This is a genomic window from Pantoea sp. X-Soil-TKNS-1280 (genome assembly GCF_059730475.1).
Genome location: NZ_AP035962.1, coordinates 3,888,018 through 3,903,507 on the forward strand (window position 1 = coordinate 3,888,018; position 15,490 = coordinate 3,903,507).

Here is a 15,490-nt window from a genome sequence, read left to right on the forward strand (position 1 = left end):
CTCGGATACTTCATAGCCTGCGGTAATTCCCCGACGGCGTCAAATTCACTTCTTGTCGTTTTCACGCGGTTTGCGCAGCACTTCATTGATTTCCGGCTTATCCAGTGGTCCGCTGATGTGATAACGCAGCAGCGAGATTTTGTTCCACACCGGCCCCAGCACCTTACTGGCGGCGAAAACCGCGGCACCGACCACCGGGTTGATCACAAAAGCGGTCGCCACGCCTACCGAAGCCGAAATTTCCGGTGCCACTACGGCTTCCATATCGATCTCACGTTTCACAAGGTCAACTTTACCCTGCATGGCGATATCCGCTTCAAGACCATCAACTAACAGGTTATCGGTATGCATCACGCCGTTTTCAATCCACGCCGTGCCATTAATTGAATCGAAAAAGAAGCCCTGGCCGAAGGTATCACTGAAATCGAAACGCAGCTTGCGCAGCAGGGCGTCAAAGCTCATCAGCCGCAGCAGCTGACCGGCACGACCGGTACTGACATCCGCAATCTGGCCTTTGCCGAAATGTGATTTCAGCGTACCGCTTAAGGTTGGCTCAGAGGGCTGCCAGGGTGCGGAGCGCCAGTGTAAATCATATTCGATTTTAAACGGTGAATCGCGCAGCGGCGTGTTCACGCCAAACCAGTTAGTGGCGTCGTTGATGTTGTTACCGCTCAGCGTTCCTTTCAGCGAGGTACGTTGCTCACCGGGTTTATTGACCCATTCCCCGTTGACGCTCAGCTTTGAGTTACCGGTATCCACCGAACCGTTAGTGAGTGCTAACGTATCGCCATGGGGTTGCAGCAACGCCTGCATATGGCCAAACTTCTGCCCGCGTAGCCAGCACTCCTGGCAGCTCAGTTGCAGAGCTGGCCAGTTGGTGAAATTGATGTTGGTATCGCTACCGAACGGTGATGCTGTGCCATCCTTGCTCTCCGCCCATTCCGGGTTGTAGTAAAGATAGCTGAGAGCGATCTGCCAGGGCGCATTCTGTGCGATTTTCAGACTGCCACGCGCTTCACGGCTGTCGAGCTGCACATCGGTATTCCCGGTCGGCCCCTGGGTCACGGTAGCACTGAGATCATGCCATTGCTGGCCTGCCAGCCGCAGCGCCGGGGTATGCAACGTAACATCCCCCGGCAGCAGCGCGCCGCCAATACTGGTTTCACCCTGCGCATTGCGCGAGCTGCCCGATCCAGCCAGCAGCCCCATCCAGGCCTCACCGTCCATCTCAGGTAAATTCAGCACCATGCCGCGATTTTCAGGCAATTTCGGCGTCGTTTTAGCATCGTTCAGCCAGATACCGCGATCGACCCGCAGCTGTGGCTCCAGCAGCCAGCGGCTGTTAAAACGATGATGCCCCAGCACACTACCGCTGAGATCAAATCCGCGCAGGTCACCGCTGGCAGCAATGGTAATCGGCAGCGCGGAACCTGCGCTCTTATCCAGCGGAGCCGGTAAGCGACTGCTTACTTCTTTGCCATCGCCTTGCAAATCTATTTTGTAGCTTGCGCCACCTTTATTCGGCAGGGTGATATCGACATTGCCCTGCCAGGGCAGATTGCCACTCAGCTGGCTGGTGAGGGTCGAAGGCAGCACCTTTAACTTCGCCAGCTGCCAGTCACCCAGCAATTTCACATTGACGCCAAAGTTATCCGGGTTCTCCTGGGTGCTGAAGCTGACGCCAACCGGCTGTCCGAACCAATTCGCCTGCATCTCCTCACTTTGCAGATTGCCGTTGTTATAACGGAAACGCCCGGTGAGGTTGTTCAGTGTGGTGTTCAGCGGCTTGATATGCAGGCTGTTATTGTTCATCACCACGTTGCCGCTGGCATGAACCAGTTCACCATTCAGCGGAATATCGAGATTGAGCTGACCACGAACATTGCCTTTGATCTGTAGCTGTTGCAGCGCCGCCCCCAGCGATGGCTTGAGTGGGGTGAGTTCGAAGTAATCCCCAATCTGCTTACCTTCACCACTCAGGTCGCCATCAATAATCAGCTTCTCTTTCAGGTAATCCGGGATCACCGCGCTGATATTGCGCGCATCCACCTCTCCCAGCTTCGCCTGATTGGCTTTCATCCACAGACCGTCGTTGACAAAATCGAGATCGATGTCGAGATTGTTAATCGCTGGCCAGCCGGGCTGGAATTGATAGGTGGCATGACGTAGCGGCACCCAGACTTCAAACATGCCGTCGTTGTGGCGGAAGGGAAACAGCGTCGGATCACCGGCAAACAGCAGCGTAGCATTATCAACCTGCCCGCCTTTAATCGCGTTGCTGAGATAGTCCGTCAGGCCATGGCCCATCAGCGGTTCCGGGAAATAACGCCAGGCATCGCCCGCATCGGTCACGCGAATCCCCGCCAGAATATCCAGCCGTGGCGCTTTGCCGAGGTTCTGCTGATAGAGGAAATCGCCGCGCGCCCAGAGCGAACGCGCCTTCACATCCAGCTGATGGCCATCCAGCGTCAGGCCATTATCATCATGCCGCCAGTTGAGCTTGCCGGTGATTTGCTGGATTTGTAACGGTGCCTGGAACATATCACCGTAGGGAACCTCGGCCTGCCCCATCGCCACATCCAGCTGACCATTGCTGAGGCTGCCACTGGCGTTACCACTCAGTTTGCTGATGCCCGGCAACAGTTCCCAGTGCTGCCAGCTTAAATCACGCCATTGGGCCTGCAAGCGGGTTTGTTCGGGTTGCTGTAAGGGGATATCCAGCGCCAGCGCATCGATGTAGCCCTGCGGTTGTAGTGCGCGCCAATTGTCGAACAGCGTTGGCGAGAGTGGCGAGAACAGCGGTATCAGTGGCGCAAGACGTTGCAGATCCAACTGGGTAGCGCGCACGCGGATTTCCGGCGCACTGCTGGCACCCAGCAATTGTTGATCTTCGGGTTTCCATAGCAGCGAGAAATGTCCCGGTTGCCAGGCAACCCCATCGGTGCTGAGACGAGTTTGCGGCACGGACACCATCCAGCCATTCTGGAAACGGGACAGGTGGGCGGTTAAACCATCCACCTGCAACTGATGATCACCCTGTTCGCCACGCCAGCGTGCACCGCCCTGCCGCAGCAGCAAATCACCGGCATAAACATCGCCATCACGCAGATTTACCCATGCGGCGAGGCTGAAACGCGCGCTTTCGAGGCTGGTGTTATCGCGCAGCCAGCGACCGATCCACGGACGCACATCGACATCATCCGCCTGCATCCAGATACGCCCGGTATCGAGCAGGCCGTTGTTGTCATTAAGATCGAGACGAACCTGCACCACGCCATGCTGGCCGGTAAAGCTCGACAGGCTCACCTCACCTTCAGCGCGATGACGTGTTTTTTCATTCAGCCAGGTGAGACGGGGGATCGCCAGCTCGGCGTGTTGCCCGGAAGGGGTCAGAAAACGGATGCTGCTATCACGCAGGTCGAAATGATCGAACTGACGCAGAAAGAGTTCGTTGATCTGCGTCGGCTTGAAACTGTTTTTCTGTTCATCGCTGGTGAGCAACTGACGATTGAGTTCGACGTGCATCTGCCAAAAGGTGAGATCGCGAAACTGCCAGCGCCACTGAAAAAGTGACTGCCAGATATTGAGTGCCAGATTGACGCGACCAATGCTCAACTGCCCGGCGTCTTGCATGGCAATATGCAGATCGCGCACCTGCAACGTGGGGCCGAAATTTTCCCAGCTACCCTGCAGCTCGCTGGCCTGCACCGGCACGCCTGTGGTGCGGGAGATGACCTGCAAAATGTCGCTGCGGTAGCTGTTGAGATGCGGCATGACGAGGCGCAACCCGCTGACCAGCAGCGCCACAATAACGATGATTGTGGCGAGTAGCAGTAACAAAATCCTCGGCAACCGCCTCACACACCTCTCCTTGTTTTCCGCCGGATTACGGATCAATACCTCTCAAGCCCTGACCGTTATCAATGCGGAACAATCGGGTCGAAAACGCATATTACCCCAAAAAAGGGGCTATTTTTAGCCCGGTTCCATGACAAAACGTCGTGCAAGGCCAGCATAAACAAGAAAAATTACATCATCACCACGTCAAACTGCTCCTGAGTGTAAAGCGGTTCAACATGGACTTTCACCTGTTTGCCCACAAATATCTCCACTTCGGCTAACGCGTGGGACTCATCACTTTTCAGCGCTTCCCCCACCGCCGGAGAGACGTACACCAGGAAGCGGTCAGAATCGTAGGCATGGTGCACACGCACAATCTCACGCATGATTTCATAGCAGACGGTTTCCACCGTCTTCAGCGTGCCGCGTCCTTTACATACCGGGCAATCGGCACACAGCACATGCTCGATGCTTTCGCGCGTGCGTTTACGCGTCATTTCCACCAGCCCAAGCGCCGAGAAACCATTGATCCCGGTTTTCACCCGATCTTTGCTGAGCGCGCTTTCCAGCGAATGCAACACACGGCGGCGGTGGTCATCATTACTCATGTCGATAAAATCGATAATGATGATGCCACCCAGATTACGCAGCCGAAGCTGGCGGGCAATCGCCTGAGTGGCTTCGATATTGGTGTTGAAAATGGTTTCGTCCAGATTGCGATGGCCAACAAACGCACCGGTATTGATATCGATGGTGGTCATCGCTTCAGTCTGATCGATGATCAGATAACCGCCAGACTTCAGTTCAACTTTGCGATCGAGCGAACGCTGAATCTCGTTTTCCACGTCGTAGAGATCGAAAATCGGCTGTTTACCGCTGTATAACTCCAGCTTACTGGCCATCTCCGGGATGTATTCGCCGGTAAATTCCACCAGCAGATCGCAGGTCAGGCGGGAATCCACCCGGATGCGATCCAGCGCCGCACCGGCAAAATCACGCAACACACGCTGTGCCAGCGCCAGTTCGCCATACAGCAGGCAACGCGTCAGGTTGCGCTTCTTACGTTCACTGACTTTGGTCCACAGACGCTTGAGAAACGCGGCATCCTGCGCCAGCTCTTCTTCGCCAATCCCTTCGGCGGCAGTGCGAATAATAAAGCCACCAAGATCGTCGCAGTAGGCGGCAACCACCGCTTTCAGACGTTCGCGCTCGGCTTCACTTTCGATACGCTGGGAGACGCCAACGTGCGAGGCACCCGGCATAAACACCAGGTAACGCGACGGCAGCGTGATATCGGTGGTGAGGCGTGCGCCTTTGGTGCCGAGGGGATCTTTCACCACCTGCACCATTAAATCCTGCCCCTGGCGTACCAGCTCGGCAATATCGCGCACGTTGAAATTCTTTTGTTCATCGCCCGCGACACATTCGGTGTGCGGCATGATGTCAGAAGCGTGCAGAAAAGCCGCTTTGTCGAGGCCAATGTCAACAAATGCCGCCTGCATACCCGGCAGCACACGGCTGACGCGTCCTTTGTAGATGTTGCCTACAATGCCGCGGCGCGCTTCGCGCTCGATGTGGATTTCCTGCAAAATGCCGCCATCAATATAAGCGACGCGTGTCTCCGAGGGTGTCACATTTACCAGCAGTTCAGCCGTCATCTTGTCCCCTTAGCGCACGCAGTGACTGAAAATTGCTGAGCAACTCACCGGTCTCAACCAGCGGTAATCCCACCACTGCGTGATAGCTTCCATTAATTTTGCGCACGAAGTTCCCGCCCATGCCCTGTATCCCGTAAGCGCCGGCTTTATCCATCGGTTCGCCACTGGCGATATAGTGCGCAATTTCTTCCGCCGTGATCTTGCGGAAGGTCACGTCTGTGACCACCAGACAATCCAGTTGCTGCCGTTGGTCGGCCAGCGCCACTGCGGTCATCACCTGATGTGTCTGCCCGGATAGCTTACTCAGCATGCGGGTCGCGTGAGCCGCATCGGCCGGTTTTTCCAGCACTTCACCATGAAGTACCACGATGGTATCAGCACCCAGCACTGGCAAATCCTGCGGGGCCACAGCCACCCCGGCAAGCGCTTTATCGATTGCCAGACGACGCACATAAACCTCAGCGGCTTCCGCTGGCAGACGTTGTTCTTCCACATGGGTGACCAGACGTTCAAATTGCAGGCCAAGCTGCGTCAACAGCTCACGTCGACGCGGTGAACCGGAAGCCAGGTACAGGGTTATCATAGTTTTCCTTACTGAACAGCGAACTGACGGCGAATCTTTCTCATTAATAAGAATAGCCAGGGCCAGAGAATGCCGTCGACAACGCTACTCCAGAAGATTTCCGGACGAAAGGAGACATTAATCACCAAAAATTCCGCCCAGAAAACAATAACATCCACCGCCAGTGACAGCACCATAACCATTAATGCCTGCTGCCACAACGCTAAGTTACGGAAAAGCTGGAATTTAAAGGCGACCAGGTAGGCGATGATACTCAATGCCAGCGCACGCACGCCCAGCGTTGAACCGGCCACCAGATCCATGATGGCGCCCAGCACAAAGCCGGTGCCAACATTAACCCGGTGTGGCAACGCCAGCACCCAGTAGATGAGGATCAACAAAAGCCATGATGGCCGGAACATGTAGAACTGTTCTGGCCAGGGCATGATTTGCAGGATGAGGGCAATCAGGAAGGACAGCCAGATAACCCATCGGCCCTGGCTGCGATATCGACTCAAGGCTGGCCTCCACGCGAGTTCGCCGGTGTTACCTGCGAACTGCTGCCATTGCTGGCAGGCGCGGGTGGTCCCATTTGCTGACTGCCGGGCGCGGGCGGCCCCATCTCACCGGCTGGCGGTAAGACCTGTGGCATCATCTGCATTAAACGTTCATTGGCAACACGGTGCACTTCATCTGGTGCCATTGGCATATCGCCGTTACGATCCGCTCCCCACAGCAGCAACAGATAACGCAGACGCTGCAGACCCGCGGTTGGGCGTGCCTGGATAACGGTATACGCACGCTGCGTATCCACTTTCACCGATGACACCACGGCAACCGGATAGCCTTCCGGGAAACGCCCCCCCAGACCCGAGGTGACCAGCACATCACCCACACGAATGTCGGTATTGCCTGGCAGATGCTCAAGTTGCAGATCTTCATTACAGCCGTTACCGGCCGCAATCACGCGGATATCATTACGCAGCACCTGGATCGGCAACGCATGGGAGGCATCACAGATCAGCAGCACACGGCTGGTCACCTGGCCTACCGCCACCACCTGCCCCACGACACCTTTATCGCTGATCACCGGCTGGCCTTCGTAAACGCCGTTTACGCTGCCTTTGTCGATAACCACCTGATCGGTGTAGGGATCGGTGCCGGTGGAGATCACCTGCGTCACCATCTTGTGCTCATCCTGGCGTAATGGTGAGCCGAGCAGCTCGCGCAGACGCGCGTTTTCCTGCTTGTATTGCCCCAGCATCAGCAGGTCGCTGTTCTTCAGAAAGAGTTCACGACGCAGTGCTTTGTTTTCCAGTTCCAGCTGCTGGCGCGAAGCCAGCGTGGCGGAAACGCCGTCAAGAAGCTCTCTTGGCCCGTTAGCCAGGAAGTAAAATGGACTGACCGATGTGTCCAGGTAGTTGCGAATCTGGGAAAAGGAGGCCACGCGGCTATCGGCGATAATAATCGCGATGGCCACAATGACTGCCAGAAAGAGGCGCAACTGCAGGGATGGTCCCCTGCTAAAAATCGGCTTCATAAAATCTGCGTGTTCCTCGACATCAGGGAAGAAGCGCGGGTCCTAAAACCTGCGCCTCCAGGGCTGGACGCATCGTGCCGTCATGCGCAGCGTCGTCATCGGCGCTCATTCCCTGCGCAATTTGACCACGGCCTCAGCCGATGAGGATTTACTCCTCGCTGAACAAATCGCCGCCATGCATGTCGATCATTTCCAACGCCTTACCACCGCCACGCGCTACGCAGGTCAGCGGGTCTTCGGCCACGACCACCGGAATGCCGGTTTCTTCCATCAGCAGGCGATCGAGGTTACGCAACAATGCGCCACCACCGGTCAGCACCATGCCACGCTCGGAGATATCGGAAGCCAGTTCCGGCGGGCACTGCTCCAGCGCCACCATCACCGCACTCACGATACCGGTCAGCGGTTCCTGCAGCGCTTCCAGAATTTCATTGGAGTTCAGCGTAAAGCCGCGCGGCACACCTTCAGCCAGGTTACGACCACGAACTTCGATTTCACGGACTTCATCGCCCGGATACGCAGAACCGATCTCATGCTTAATACGCTCAGCGGTTGCTTCACCGATCAGCGAGCCGTAATTACGGCGTACATAATTAATGATAGCTTCATCAAAGCGGTCACCACCAATACGCACTGAAGAGGAGTAAACCACACCGTTCAGAGAGATAACGGCAACTTCAGTGGTACCACCACCGATATCCACCACCATCGAACCCGTCGCTTCTGATACCGGCAGACCGGCACCGATCGCAGCGGCCATCGGTTCTTCAATCAGAAACACTTCGCGCGCACCTGCGCCCTGCGCAGATTCACGGATAGCACGACGCTCAACCTGGGTTGCACCCACCGGCACACACACCAGCACACGCGGGCTGGGGCGCATAAAACTGTTGCTGTGCACTTGTTTAATAAAGTGCTGCAACATTTTTTCGGTGACAAAGAAGTCTGCAATTACACCGTCTTTCATCGGGCGAATTGCAGCGATATTGCCCGGTGTACGGCCAAGCATCTGTTTGGCGTCATGACCAACGGCGGCAACGCTCTTTGGGGATCCGGCACGATCCTGACGAATGGCAACCACGGAAGGCTCGTTCAGCACGATGCCCTGTCCTTTTACATAAATCAGGGTATTCGCGGTACCCAGGTCAATGGACAAGTCATTGGAAAACATGCCACGAAATTTTTTAAACATACTAAGGGATAATCCTGCAAGCTGGGGGCGGAAAATAAAATCCGCCTACTTTACCAACCACGCGAAGCCGCTACAAGGCGCAAAAACGTTCCGCTTCGGTGAAAAAATATGCTAGCTAATTTTTACAGCAGTGTATGCTGCGGTTCGCTAAGGAAAAATGGCGCAAAGCCGCCGCTTTCAGTGCTTTTCGCCCCGCAAGCGCAGGCGGTTTTCGACATAAAATCTAACATTTCCAGCATAGCTGCTGGCCGGCATCATTCAGGTTTACAGCGTAAAACAACCATGAGCGTCGCCATCGGCTAATTAACGGCTAAATTCGATAACGTTGTGAATGTTTTTTCACATTACTGTTTACCGGCAGCGAGGGAGCAAAGAAATCACCCTGACCACCAGCAACCCCCAACCCAGCCAGCATTTGCCACTCCGCACGCGTACGTACACCGGCAGCGAAAACCTGAGTGGGTGTGGACTTACACACCTCCAGCAGGCTTTGTACAAACAACTGATTTTCCGTGCGTCGTTCAATATTACGTACCAGACCGGGGTCCAGTTTGATTAATTCCACCGGAAATTGCTTGATATAAGCGCTGCTCACCACCGTTAAGCCCGCCTGATTGACAGCGATGCGACAACCAAATGCACTGAGCATCCTGAAAATCGGCACTAAGCGGTTGATGTGTTGACAAACATCCGCTTCGGCAAGTTCAAATAAAAAACGTTTTCTTTGCGATTTGCTGCATTGCAGCAGTAATTTTTGCAGCCAGCGCTGAAAAGGTCGCTGTAATAACGAATCAATATTCACCGGCAGCGCCAGGGTTTCATCAGGCCACATCTCGGTTAATGCAGCGATACGGGTCACCATCTGGCGATCCCAGCTATCGGCCATCCCCAACTGCTGCACCAGGGGCATGAACTCGGCAGACACCACCTCTTTGTCACCATCAAAGATACGCGCCAGCATCTCCCGATGATGGACTTTGCCATCCAGCATGACAGCGGGTTTCTGATACAAACGGGGTCCACCGCGGCTCTGGGTATTTTCCAGCAGCGTTCGCCAGCGTACGCTGCCACGCCCCATATCCAGCGGGTTACCCTCGCCGATTGACCAGTTGTTCCCCCCCTGCAGGGCAGCGCGACGCGTGGCCATTTCCACGTTTTCCATCACCTGTGGCACGCTGAGTCCGCTGCGCCAGGCGCTGATACCGATATGGATCAGATCATCACGATCCACCATGCGCATCGGCGGCAGAGAATCCACGGCATTGATCAGCTGATCGGCAATATTGTTGGCTTCTTTAAGGGTTCGGTGCGGCAGCAGCACGGCGAAGTCACTGCGGAAATAACGCGCCAGCAGCGCGCCGGGATAACGCAACACGAAGGTGGACAACATATTAATGAGATCAAACAGGTATTCTTCGGCCAGCGCCGGGCCGAGGGTTTCATACTGCGTCTCCAGGTCGGGCAGGCGCACCATCATGACCACACCGTGGGTGCCAACATCTTCCTGATCTTCCAGCAGGGTGGCCAACTGGTTATCGAAGAACAGACGATTATTTAACCCAGTGCGCGAATCCTGCGCGGCAAAAGTACGAATCAGGGTGTCGATGCGCAGTCGCTGCTCACCCGCCTCCAGCAAATCATGTAACAGAAGATCGATAGCGTGACTGGCCTTAGGTGGCCACTCCACTTCTTCATTGTCCCTGGCCTGACGGTCACCCGCCAGGATACGCTCCGAACGCGCTTCCAGCCGCTCCATGTTACGCCAGTGACTATTCAGCCAGCGATGCGTCATCACCAGCAGTGAGGCCATGATCATCACCACGGTCAAAATGACCACCAGCGTATATGCCCCGGTGAAGGAGCGAAACCAGGTCTTAGCCGGATCGAGCACCACCACGCGCAGCATCATGCCAGATGAATGCGCCAGCGGCAGATCGAACTGGATAAAGCGGTTTGGCTCATCTTCCAGCATCGGGTTTTCATGGCGGGCCAGACGAAACAACGTACGGTCGCCGTCGTGTAGCTCCAGCTGTTCGGCATTAATCACCGGCATAATGCGCGACAGCCATTGCGTCAGATCCTGTGGCGATTGGGTGATTAAGGCTTTGTCCACTTCGGTTGCCAGGGTTTGTACGCGGGTTTCAACCCGCTGCTGCGACAACCAGACAAAACTAAAAGCACAGCCCACCAGCATCAGCAACATCGCCAGTAAGCTTAATAATGTAATAAACGCAGAAAACTTCGTGGTTAATCGCATCCCTGTGCCTGTATCACTGCGGTTATGAATGAAAAAGAACCGGCGGCACCAGCCTCACTGGCGCAAACCTGAGCAAAATAGCATAAATCACCGCCTGAAACAGTGTTCATCCATCATCGCGACCTATACAGAGACGAGTATAACGATAAACATGGAAGTCCTGACTTTCACATGATTTTTTTCGTCCTATTCTCAAGATAAGCGCAACCAGGAAATTTCACATTTTACGGCTCTTTCTGGCGCAGATTACCGGGTTTGCTCATGCTTGCCTTAAACATTCAGCCGGAGAATTCCATGAAGCCGAAGCATTTCCTTTCTGAAGCCGATGTGACGCCAGAAAGTATCTTCAATATGCAGCGTCGTCAGGTGCTGAAAGCCCTTGGCCTGGGTGCTGCCGCAGCCAGCTTCCCGCGTATAGCGCAGGCCGATGTTCTCAGTTGGTTTAAAGGCAACGATCGCCCTGCCGCGCCAGCCGGGAAAGCGCTGCAATTCAGTAAGCCGCCCGCCTGGCAGGCGGATTTACCCCTTACCCCGTTTGATAAGGTCGCTGGCTACAATAACTTCTATGAATTTGGCCTTGATAAGGCCGATCCGGCAGCGAATGCCGGGACGCTGAAGACCGATCCCTGGCAGCTGCGTATTGAGGGCGAAGTGGCAAAACCCATTACGCTGGATATGGATGACATCTTTAAACGTTTTGCGATGGAGCAACGTATCTACCGTATGCGCTGTGTTGAGGCCTGGTCAATGGTGATCCCCTGGGTGGGATTTGAACTGAACAAGCTGCTGAAACTGGCGGAGCCCACCAACAATGCGCGTTTTGTGGCGTTTCAAACGCTCTATGCCCCGGATCAAATGCCGGGCCAGAAAGATCGCTTTATTGGCGGCGGGTTGGATTATCCCTATGTCGAAGGATTACGCATGGATGAAGCGATGCATCCCCTGACCCTGCTCAGCACCGGCGTATATGGTAAAGCGCTGCCACCACAAAATGGCGCGCCGATCCGTCTGACCGTACCGTGGAAATACGGTTTCAAAGGCATTAAATCGATCGTCAAAATTACCCTGACTCACGATCAGCCACCTACCACCTGGAATCAAATCGCCGCCAATGAATATGGCTTTTATGCCAACGTAAACCCGCATGTCGATCATCCACGCTGGTCGCAGGCGACAGAGCGTTTTATTGGTCCGGGGGGCATTCTGAAGGTGGAGCGCCAGCCAACGCTGCTGTTTAACGGCTATGCCAAAGAAGTGGCATCGCTCTATCACGGGCTGGATTTACGGGAGAATTACTGAGTGCGTCTGACATTACGCCACATTACCTGGCTGAAAGTGGTGCTGCACCTGGCGGCGTTTCTGCCGCTGGTGTGGCTATTTTTTGCCGCCAATCAGGGTTGGTTAAGCGCCGATCCGGCCAAAGATATCCAGCATTTTACCGGCAGAATGGCGCTTAAACTGTTGCTGGCGACGTTGCTGGTGAGTCCCTTAACGCGCTACGCCAAACAACCCCTGCTGATTCGCACCCGTCGCATGCTCGGTCTGTGGTGCTTCGCCTGGGCCTGTCTGCATCTGCTAAGTTATTATCTGCTGGAATTAGGGGTCAATAATCTGCGATTGCTCGGCAGTGAGTTGATATCCCGCCCCTATCTGACGCTGGGTATTATCTGCTGGCTGGTGCTGTTCGCGCTGGCAATCACCTCCTTTCAGCGCGCGCAGCGTAAACTGGGACGTCGCTGGCAAACTCTGCACAATGGTATCTATCTGGTGGCGATCCTCGCGCCCATTCACTATCTTTGGTCAGTTAAAGTCCTGTCACCACAGCCGTTGATTTATGCGTTGCTGGCTCTGCTACTATTGGGCTGGCGTTACAATAAGTTGCGAAAACTCTTCTCCCGATAATTTCTGCACGGTTGTCTTCCTGCTGCGATTTCTGTTAAAAGGTGTGGCCTGCTGGCCACATCCGATCATCTTCGCAGATAAGACCAGTATTTTGCTGCGAATTGCGACGAAACGGATATAATGCCCGGCTTTATTGCAAGTGAAGTCTTCTTTTTCACTCGGAAGAGTGACAAAGGAAGATTGTCGCGGTATTTTACGCGATGCCTGAATAATTGCAGGAGATAGCAGCAAGATGGCGCATAACTTTCACATACTGCTTTTGAACGGACCCAACCTGAATATGCTGGGAACGCGTGAGCCTGAGAAGTATGGTCATACCACGCTGGCGCAAATTGTCAGCGATCTGACGCAACAGGCTGACCAGCACCATGTGAAATTGAGTCATTTGCAATCGAACGCGGAGTTTCAGTTGATCGATCGTATTCACGAGGCCCAGGGCAATGTGGATTACATCATCATCAATCCAGCGGCATTCACGCACACCAGCGTCGCGCTGCGTGATGCTCTGCTGGCGGTAAACATTCCCTTTATCGAGGTGCATCTGACCAATGTGCATGCACGCGAACCGTTCCGCCATCACTCCTATCTTTCCGATGTATCTGCCGGTGTCATCTGTGGACTTGGCACTGACGGATACTCGTGGGCTTTACAAACGGCCGTAAAACGCCTGACACATTCCAATTAAACAGAGTACGGAACCACACTCATGGATATTCGTAAAATTAAGAAACTGATCGAACTGGTTGAAGAGTCTGGCATCGCTGAGCTGGAAATCTCTGAGGGCGAAGAGTCCGTTCGTATCAGCCGTTCACCTGCCAATGTCGGTTATCCTATGATGCAGCAGGCTTATGCTGCACCTGCACCGCAGGTAGCCCCTCTGGCTGCTGCGGTTGCCCCTGCTGTTGCTGCACCGGTTGCGGAAGCCGCTAAACCGGAAATCAGCGGCCACATCGTGCGTTCACCGATGGTAGGCACCTTCTATCGCACCCCAAGCCCGGACGCGAAAGCCTTTATCGAAGTCGGCCAGAAAGTTAACGCCGGCGACACCCTGTGCATCGTTGAAGCGATGAAAATGATGAACCAGATCGAAGCCGACAAATCCGGCGTTGTGAAAGCGATTCTGGTGGAAAGTGGCCAGCCGGTTGAATTTGACGAGCCGCTGGTTGTCATCGAATAACGAGGCGAACCATGCTGGATAAAATTGTCATTGCTAACCGCGGTGAGATCGCGTTGCGCATTCTGCGTGCCTGTAAAGAACTGGGCATCAAGACTGTGGCAGTGCACTCCACGGCGGACCGCGACCTGAAGCACGTGCTGCTGGCTGACGAAACTGTCTGCATTGGCCCGGCGCAGTCGGTCAAAAGTTACCTCAATATCCCGGCCCTGATCTCCGCCGCCGAAATCACTGGCGCGGTCGCGATCCACCCGGGCTATGGCTTCCTGTCAGAGAACGCCGATTTCGCCGAGCAGGTTGAGCGTTCCGGCTTTATCTTTATCGGCCCGAAAGCGGATACCATCCGCCTGATGGGTGACAAAGTGTCGGCAATCACCGCGATGAAAAAAGCCGGTGTACCGACCGTACCTGGCTCCGATGGCCCACTGACTGAAGACATGGATAAAAACCGTGCCTTCGCCAAACGCATCGGCTATCCGGTCATTATCAAAGCCTCTGGCGGCGGTGGTGGTCGTGGTATGCGTGTGGTGCGCAGCGACAAGGATCTCGAGCAGTCCATTAACATGACGAAAGCGGAAGCCAAAGCGGCTTTCAACAACGACATGGTTTACATGGAGAAATACCTCGAAAATCCACGCCACATCGAAATCCAGGTCATGGCTGATGGCCAGGGCAACGCGATTTATCTGGCAGAACGCGACTGCTCCATGCAGCGCCGTCACCAGAAAGTGGTTGAAGAAGCACCCGCACCGGGCATCACGCCAGAGCTGCGCAGCTTCATCGGCGATCGCTGTGCCAAAGCCTGTGTGGATATCGGCTACCGCGGCGCAGGTACCTTTGAGTTCCTGTTCGAAAACGGTGAGTTCTACTTTATCGAGATGAACACCCGTATTCAGGTAGAACATCCGGTCACCGAGATGATCACCGGCGTAGACCTGATCAAAGAGCAGCTGCGTATTGCAGCCGGTCAGCCACTGTCTATCCGCCAGGAGGATGTGATGATTCGCGGCCATGCGGTGGAATGCCGTATCAACGCCGAAGATCCCAACACCTTCCTGCCAAGCCCAGGTAAGATCACGCGTTTCCACGCACCGGGTGGCTTTGGTGTCCGCTGGGAATCGCATATTTATGCCGGATACACCGTACCGCCATACTACGATTCCATGATCGGCAAGCTGATCACTTACGGTGAAAACCGTGATGTGGCCATTGCCCGCATGAAAAATGCACTGGCGGAACTGATCATTGACGGTATCAAGACCAACGTCGAACTGCAGATGAAAATCATGTCCGACGAAAACTTCCAGCAGGGTGGCACCAATATCCACTACCTGGAGAAAAAACTCGGCATGCAAGAGTAATCCC

Annotated in this window: 12 protein-coding genes; 5 read left to right on the plus strand and 7 right to left on the minus strand. The window is 54.8% G+C overall.

The annotated features are described in order from the left end of the window. Positions 1-45: 45 nt before the first annotated feature. The 7 genes from yhdP to csrD form a co-directional block, all read right to left on the minus strand. The gene (gene yhdP, locus AC6I8X_RS18060) at positions 46-3,861 is read right to left on the minus strand and encodes an AsmA2 domain-containing protein YhdP (protein ID WP_497840247.1); all 3,816 of its coding nucleotides are present in this window, start codon (positions 3,859-3,861) and stop codon (positions 46-48) included. A gap of 167 nt (positions 3,862-4,028) precedes the next feature. Beyond that, positions 4,029-5,498: a ribonuclease G gene (gene rng, locus AC6I8X_RS18065; protein ID WP_299447262.1), complete on the minus strand. Its 1,470-nt coding sequence runs from the start codon at positions 5,496-5,498 to the stop codon at positions 4,029-4,031. Beyond that, entirely contained in the window at positions 5,488-6,081 is a 594-nt protein-coding gene (locus tag AC6I8X_RS18070) for a Maf family protein (RefSeq protein ID WP_313683344.1), read from the minus strand. Before AC6I8X_RS18070 ends, rng begins: the two co-directional genes overlap by 11 nt. An 8-nt stretch (positions 6,082-6,089) precedes the next feature. Continuing rightward, positions 6,090-6,578: a rod shape-determining protein MreD gene (gene mreD / locus AC6I8X_RS18075; RefSeq protein WP_084877224.1), complete on the minus strand. Its 489-nt coding sequence runs from the start codon at positions 6,576-6,578 to the stop codon at positions 6,090-6,092. Then, entirely contained in the window at positions 6,575-7,600 is a 1,026-nt protein-coding gene (gene mreC, locus AC6I8X_RS18080) for a rod shape-determining protein MreC (protein WP_310617729.1), read from the minus strand. Before mreC ends, mreD begins: the two co-directional genes overlap by 4 nt. 148 nt (positions 7,601-7,748) lie before the next feature. Then, complete coding sequence (gene mreB / locus AC6I8X_RS18085; RefSeq protein WP_003855260.1) at positions 7,749-8,792, minus strand: rod shape-determining protein MreB; 1,044 nt, start codon at positions 8,790-8,792, stop codon at positions 7,749-7,751. A gap of 310 nt (positions 8,793-9,102) precedes the next feature. Continuing rightward, positions 9,103-11,049, minus strand: coding sequence for an RNase E specificity factor CsrD (gene csrD / locus AC6I8X_RS18090; RefSeq protein ID WP_497840248.1), 1,947 nt, complete (start codon positions 11,047-11,049; stop codon positions 9,103-9,105). Between the two features lie 294 nt (positions 11,050-11,343). Here csrD and msrP point away from each other — a divergent pair, with 294 nt between their 5' ends. The 5 genes from msrP (at position 11,344) to accC (ending at position 15,486) form a co-directional block, all read left to right on the plus strand. Continuing rightward, positions 11,344-12,348: a protein-methionine-sulfoxide reductase catalytic subunit MsrP gene (msrP, locus tag AC6I8X_RS18095; protein WP_416411435.1), complete on the plus strand. Its 1,005-nt coding sequence runs from the start codon at positions 11,344-11,346 to the stop codon at positions 12,346-12,348. Further along, entirely contained in the window at positions 12,349-12,951 is a 603-nt protein-coding gene (msrQ, locus tag AC6I8X_RS18100; RefSeq protein ID WP_310617727.1) for a protein-methionine-sulfoxide reductase heme-binding subunit MsrQ, read from the plus strand. Positions 12,952-13,183: 232 nt separating this feature from the next. Continuing rightward, the gene (aroQ, locus tag AC6I8X_RS18105) at positions 13,184-13,636 is read left to right on the plus strand and encodes a type II 3-dehydroquinate dehydratase (RefSeq protein ID WP_313683342.1); all 453 of its coding nucleotides are present in this window, start codon (positions 13,184-13,186) and stop codon (positions 13,634-13,636) included. Between the two features lie 21 nt (positions 13,637-13,657). Then, entirely contained in the window at positions 13,658-14,128 is a 471-nt protein-coding gene (accB, locus tag AC6I8X_RS18110) for an acetyl-CoA carboxylase biotin carboxyl carrier protein (RefSeq protein WP_208716687.1), read from the plus strand. Positions 14,129-14,139: 11 nt separating this feature from the next. Further along, the gene (gene accC, locus AC6I8X_RS18115) at positions 14,140-15,486 is read left to right on the plus strand and encodes an acetyl-CoA carboxylase biotin carboxylase subunit (protein WP_084877243.1); all 1,347 of its coding nucleotides are present in this window, start codon (positions 14,140-14,142) and stop codon (positions 15,484-15,486) included. Positions 15,487-15,490: the final 4 nt, after the last annotated feature.

What these genes read in the sequence shown, in the direction of transcription:
- rng (WP_299447262.1), bottom strand. Translation starts at nt 5,498, where the DNA reads ATGACGGCTGAACTGCTGGTAAATGTGACACCCTCGGAGACACGCGTC.
- aroQ (WP_313683342.1), top strand. Translation starts at nt 13,184, where the DNA reads ATGGCGCATAACTTTCACATACTGCTTTTGAACGGACCCAACCTGAAT.
- msrP (WP_416411435.1), top strand. Translation starts at nt 11,344, where the DNA reads ATGAAGCCGAAGCATTTCCTTTCTGAAGCCGATGTGACGCCAGAAAGT.
- mreB (WP_003855260.1), bottom strand. Translation starts at nt 8,792, where the DNA reads ATGTTTAAAAAATTTCGTGGCATGTTTTCCAATGACTTGTCCATTGAC.
- mreC (WP_310617729.1), bottom strand. Translation starts at nt 7,600, where the DNA reads ATGAAGCCGATTTTTAGCAGGGGACCATCCCTGCAGTTGCGCCTCTTT.
- AC6I8X_RS18070 (WP_313683344.1), bottom strand. Translation starts at nt 6,081, where the DNA reads ATGATAACCCTGTACCTGGCTTCCGGTTCACCGCGTCGACGTGAGCTG.
- accB (WP_208716687.1), top strand. Translation starts at nt 13,658, where the DNA reads ATGGATATTCGTAAAATTAAGAAACTGATCGAACTGGTTGAAGAGTCT.
- accC (WP_084877243.1), top strand. Translation starts at nt 14,140, where the DNA reads ATGCTGGATAAAATTGTCATTGCTAACCGCGGTGAGATCGCGTTGCGC.
- csrD (WP_497840248.1), bottom strand. Translation starts at nt 11,049, where the DNA reads ATGCGATTAACCACGAAGTTTTCTGCGTTTATTACATTATTAAGCTTA.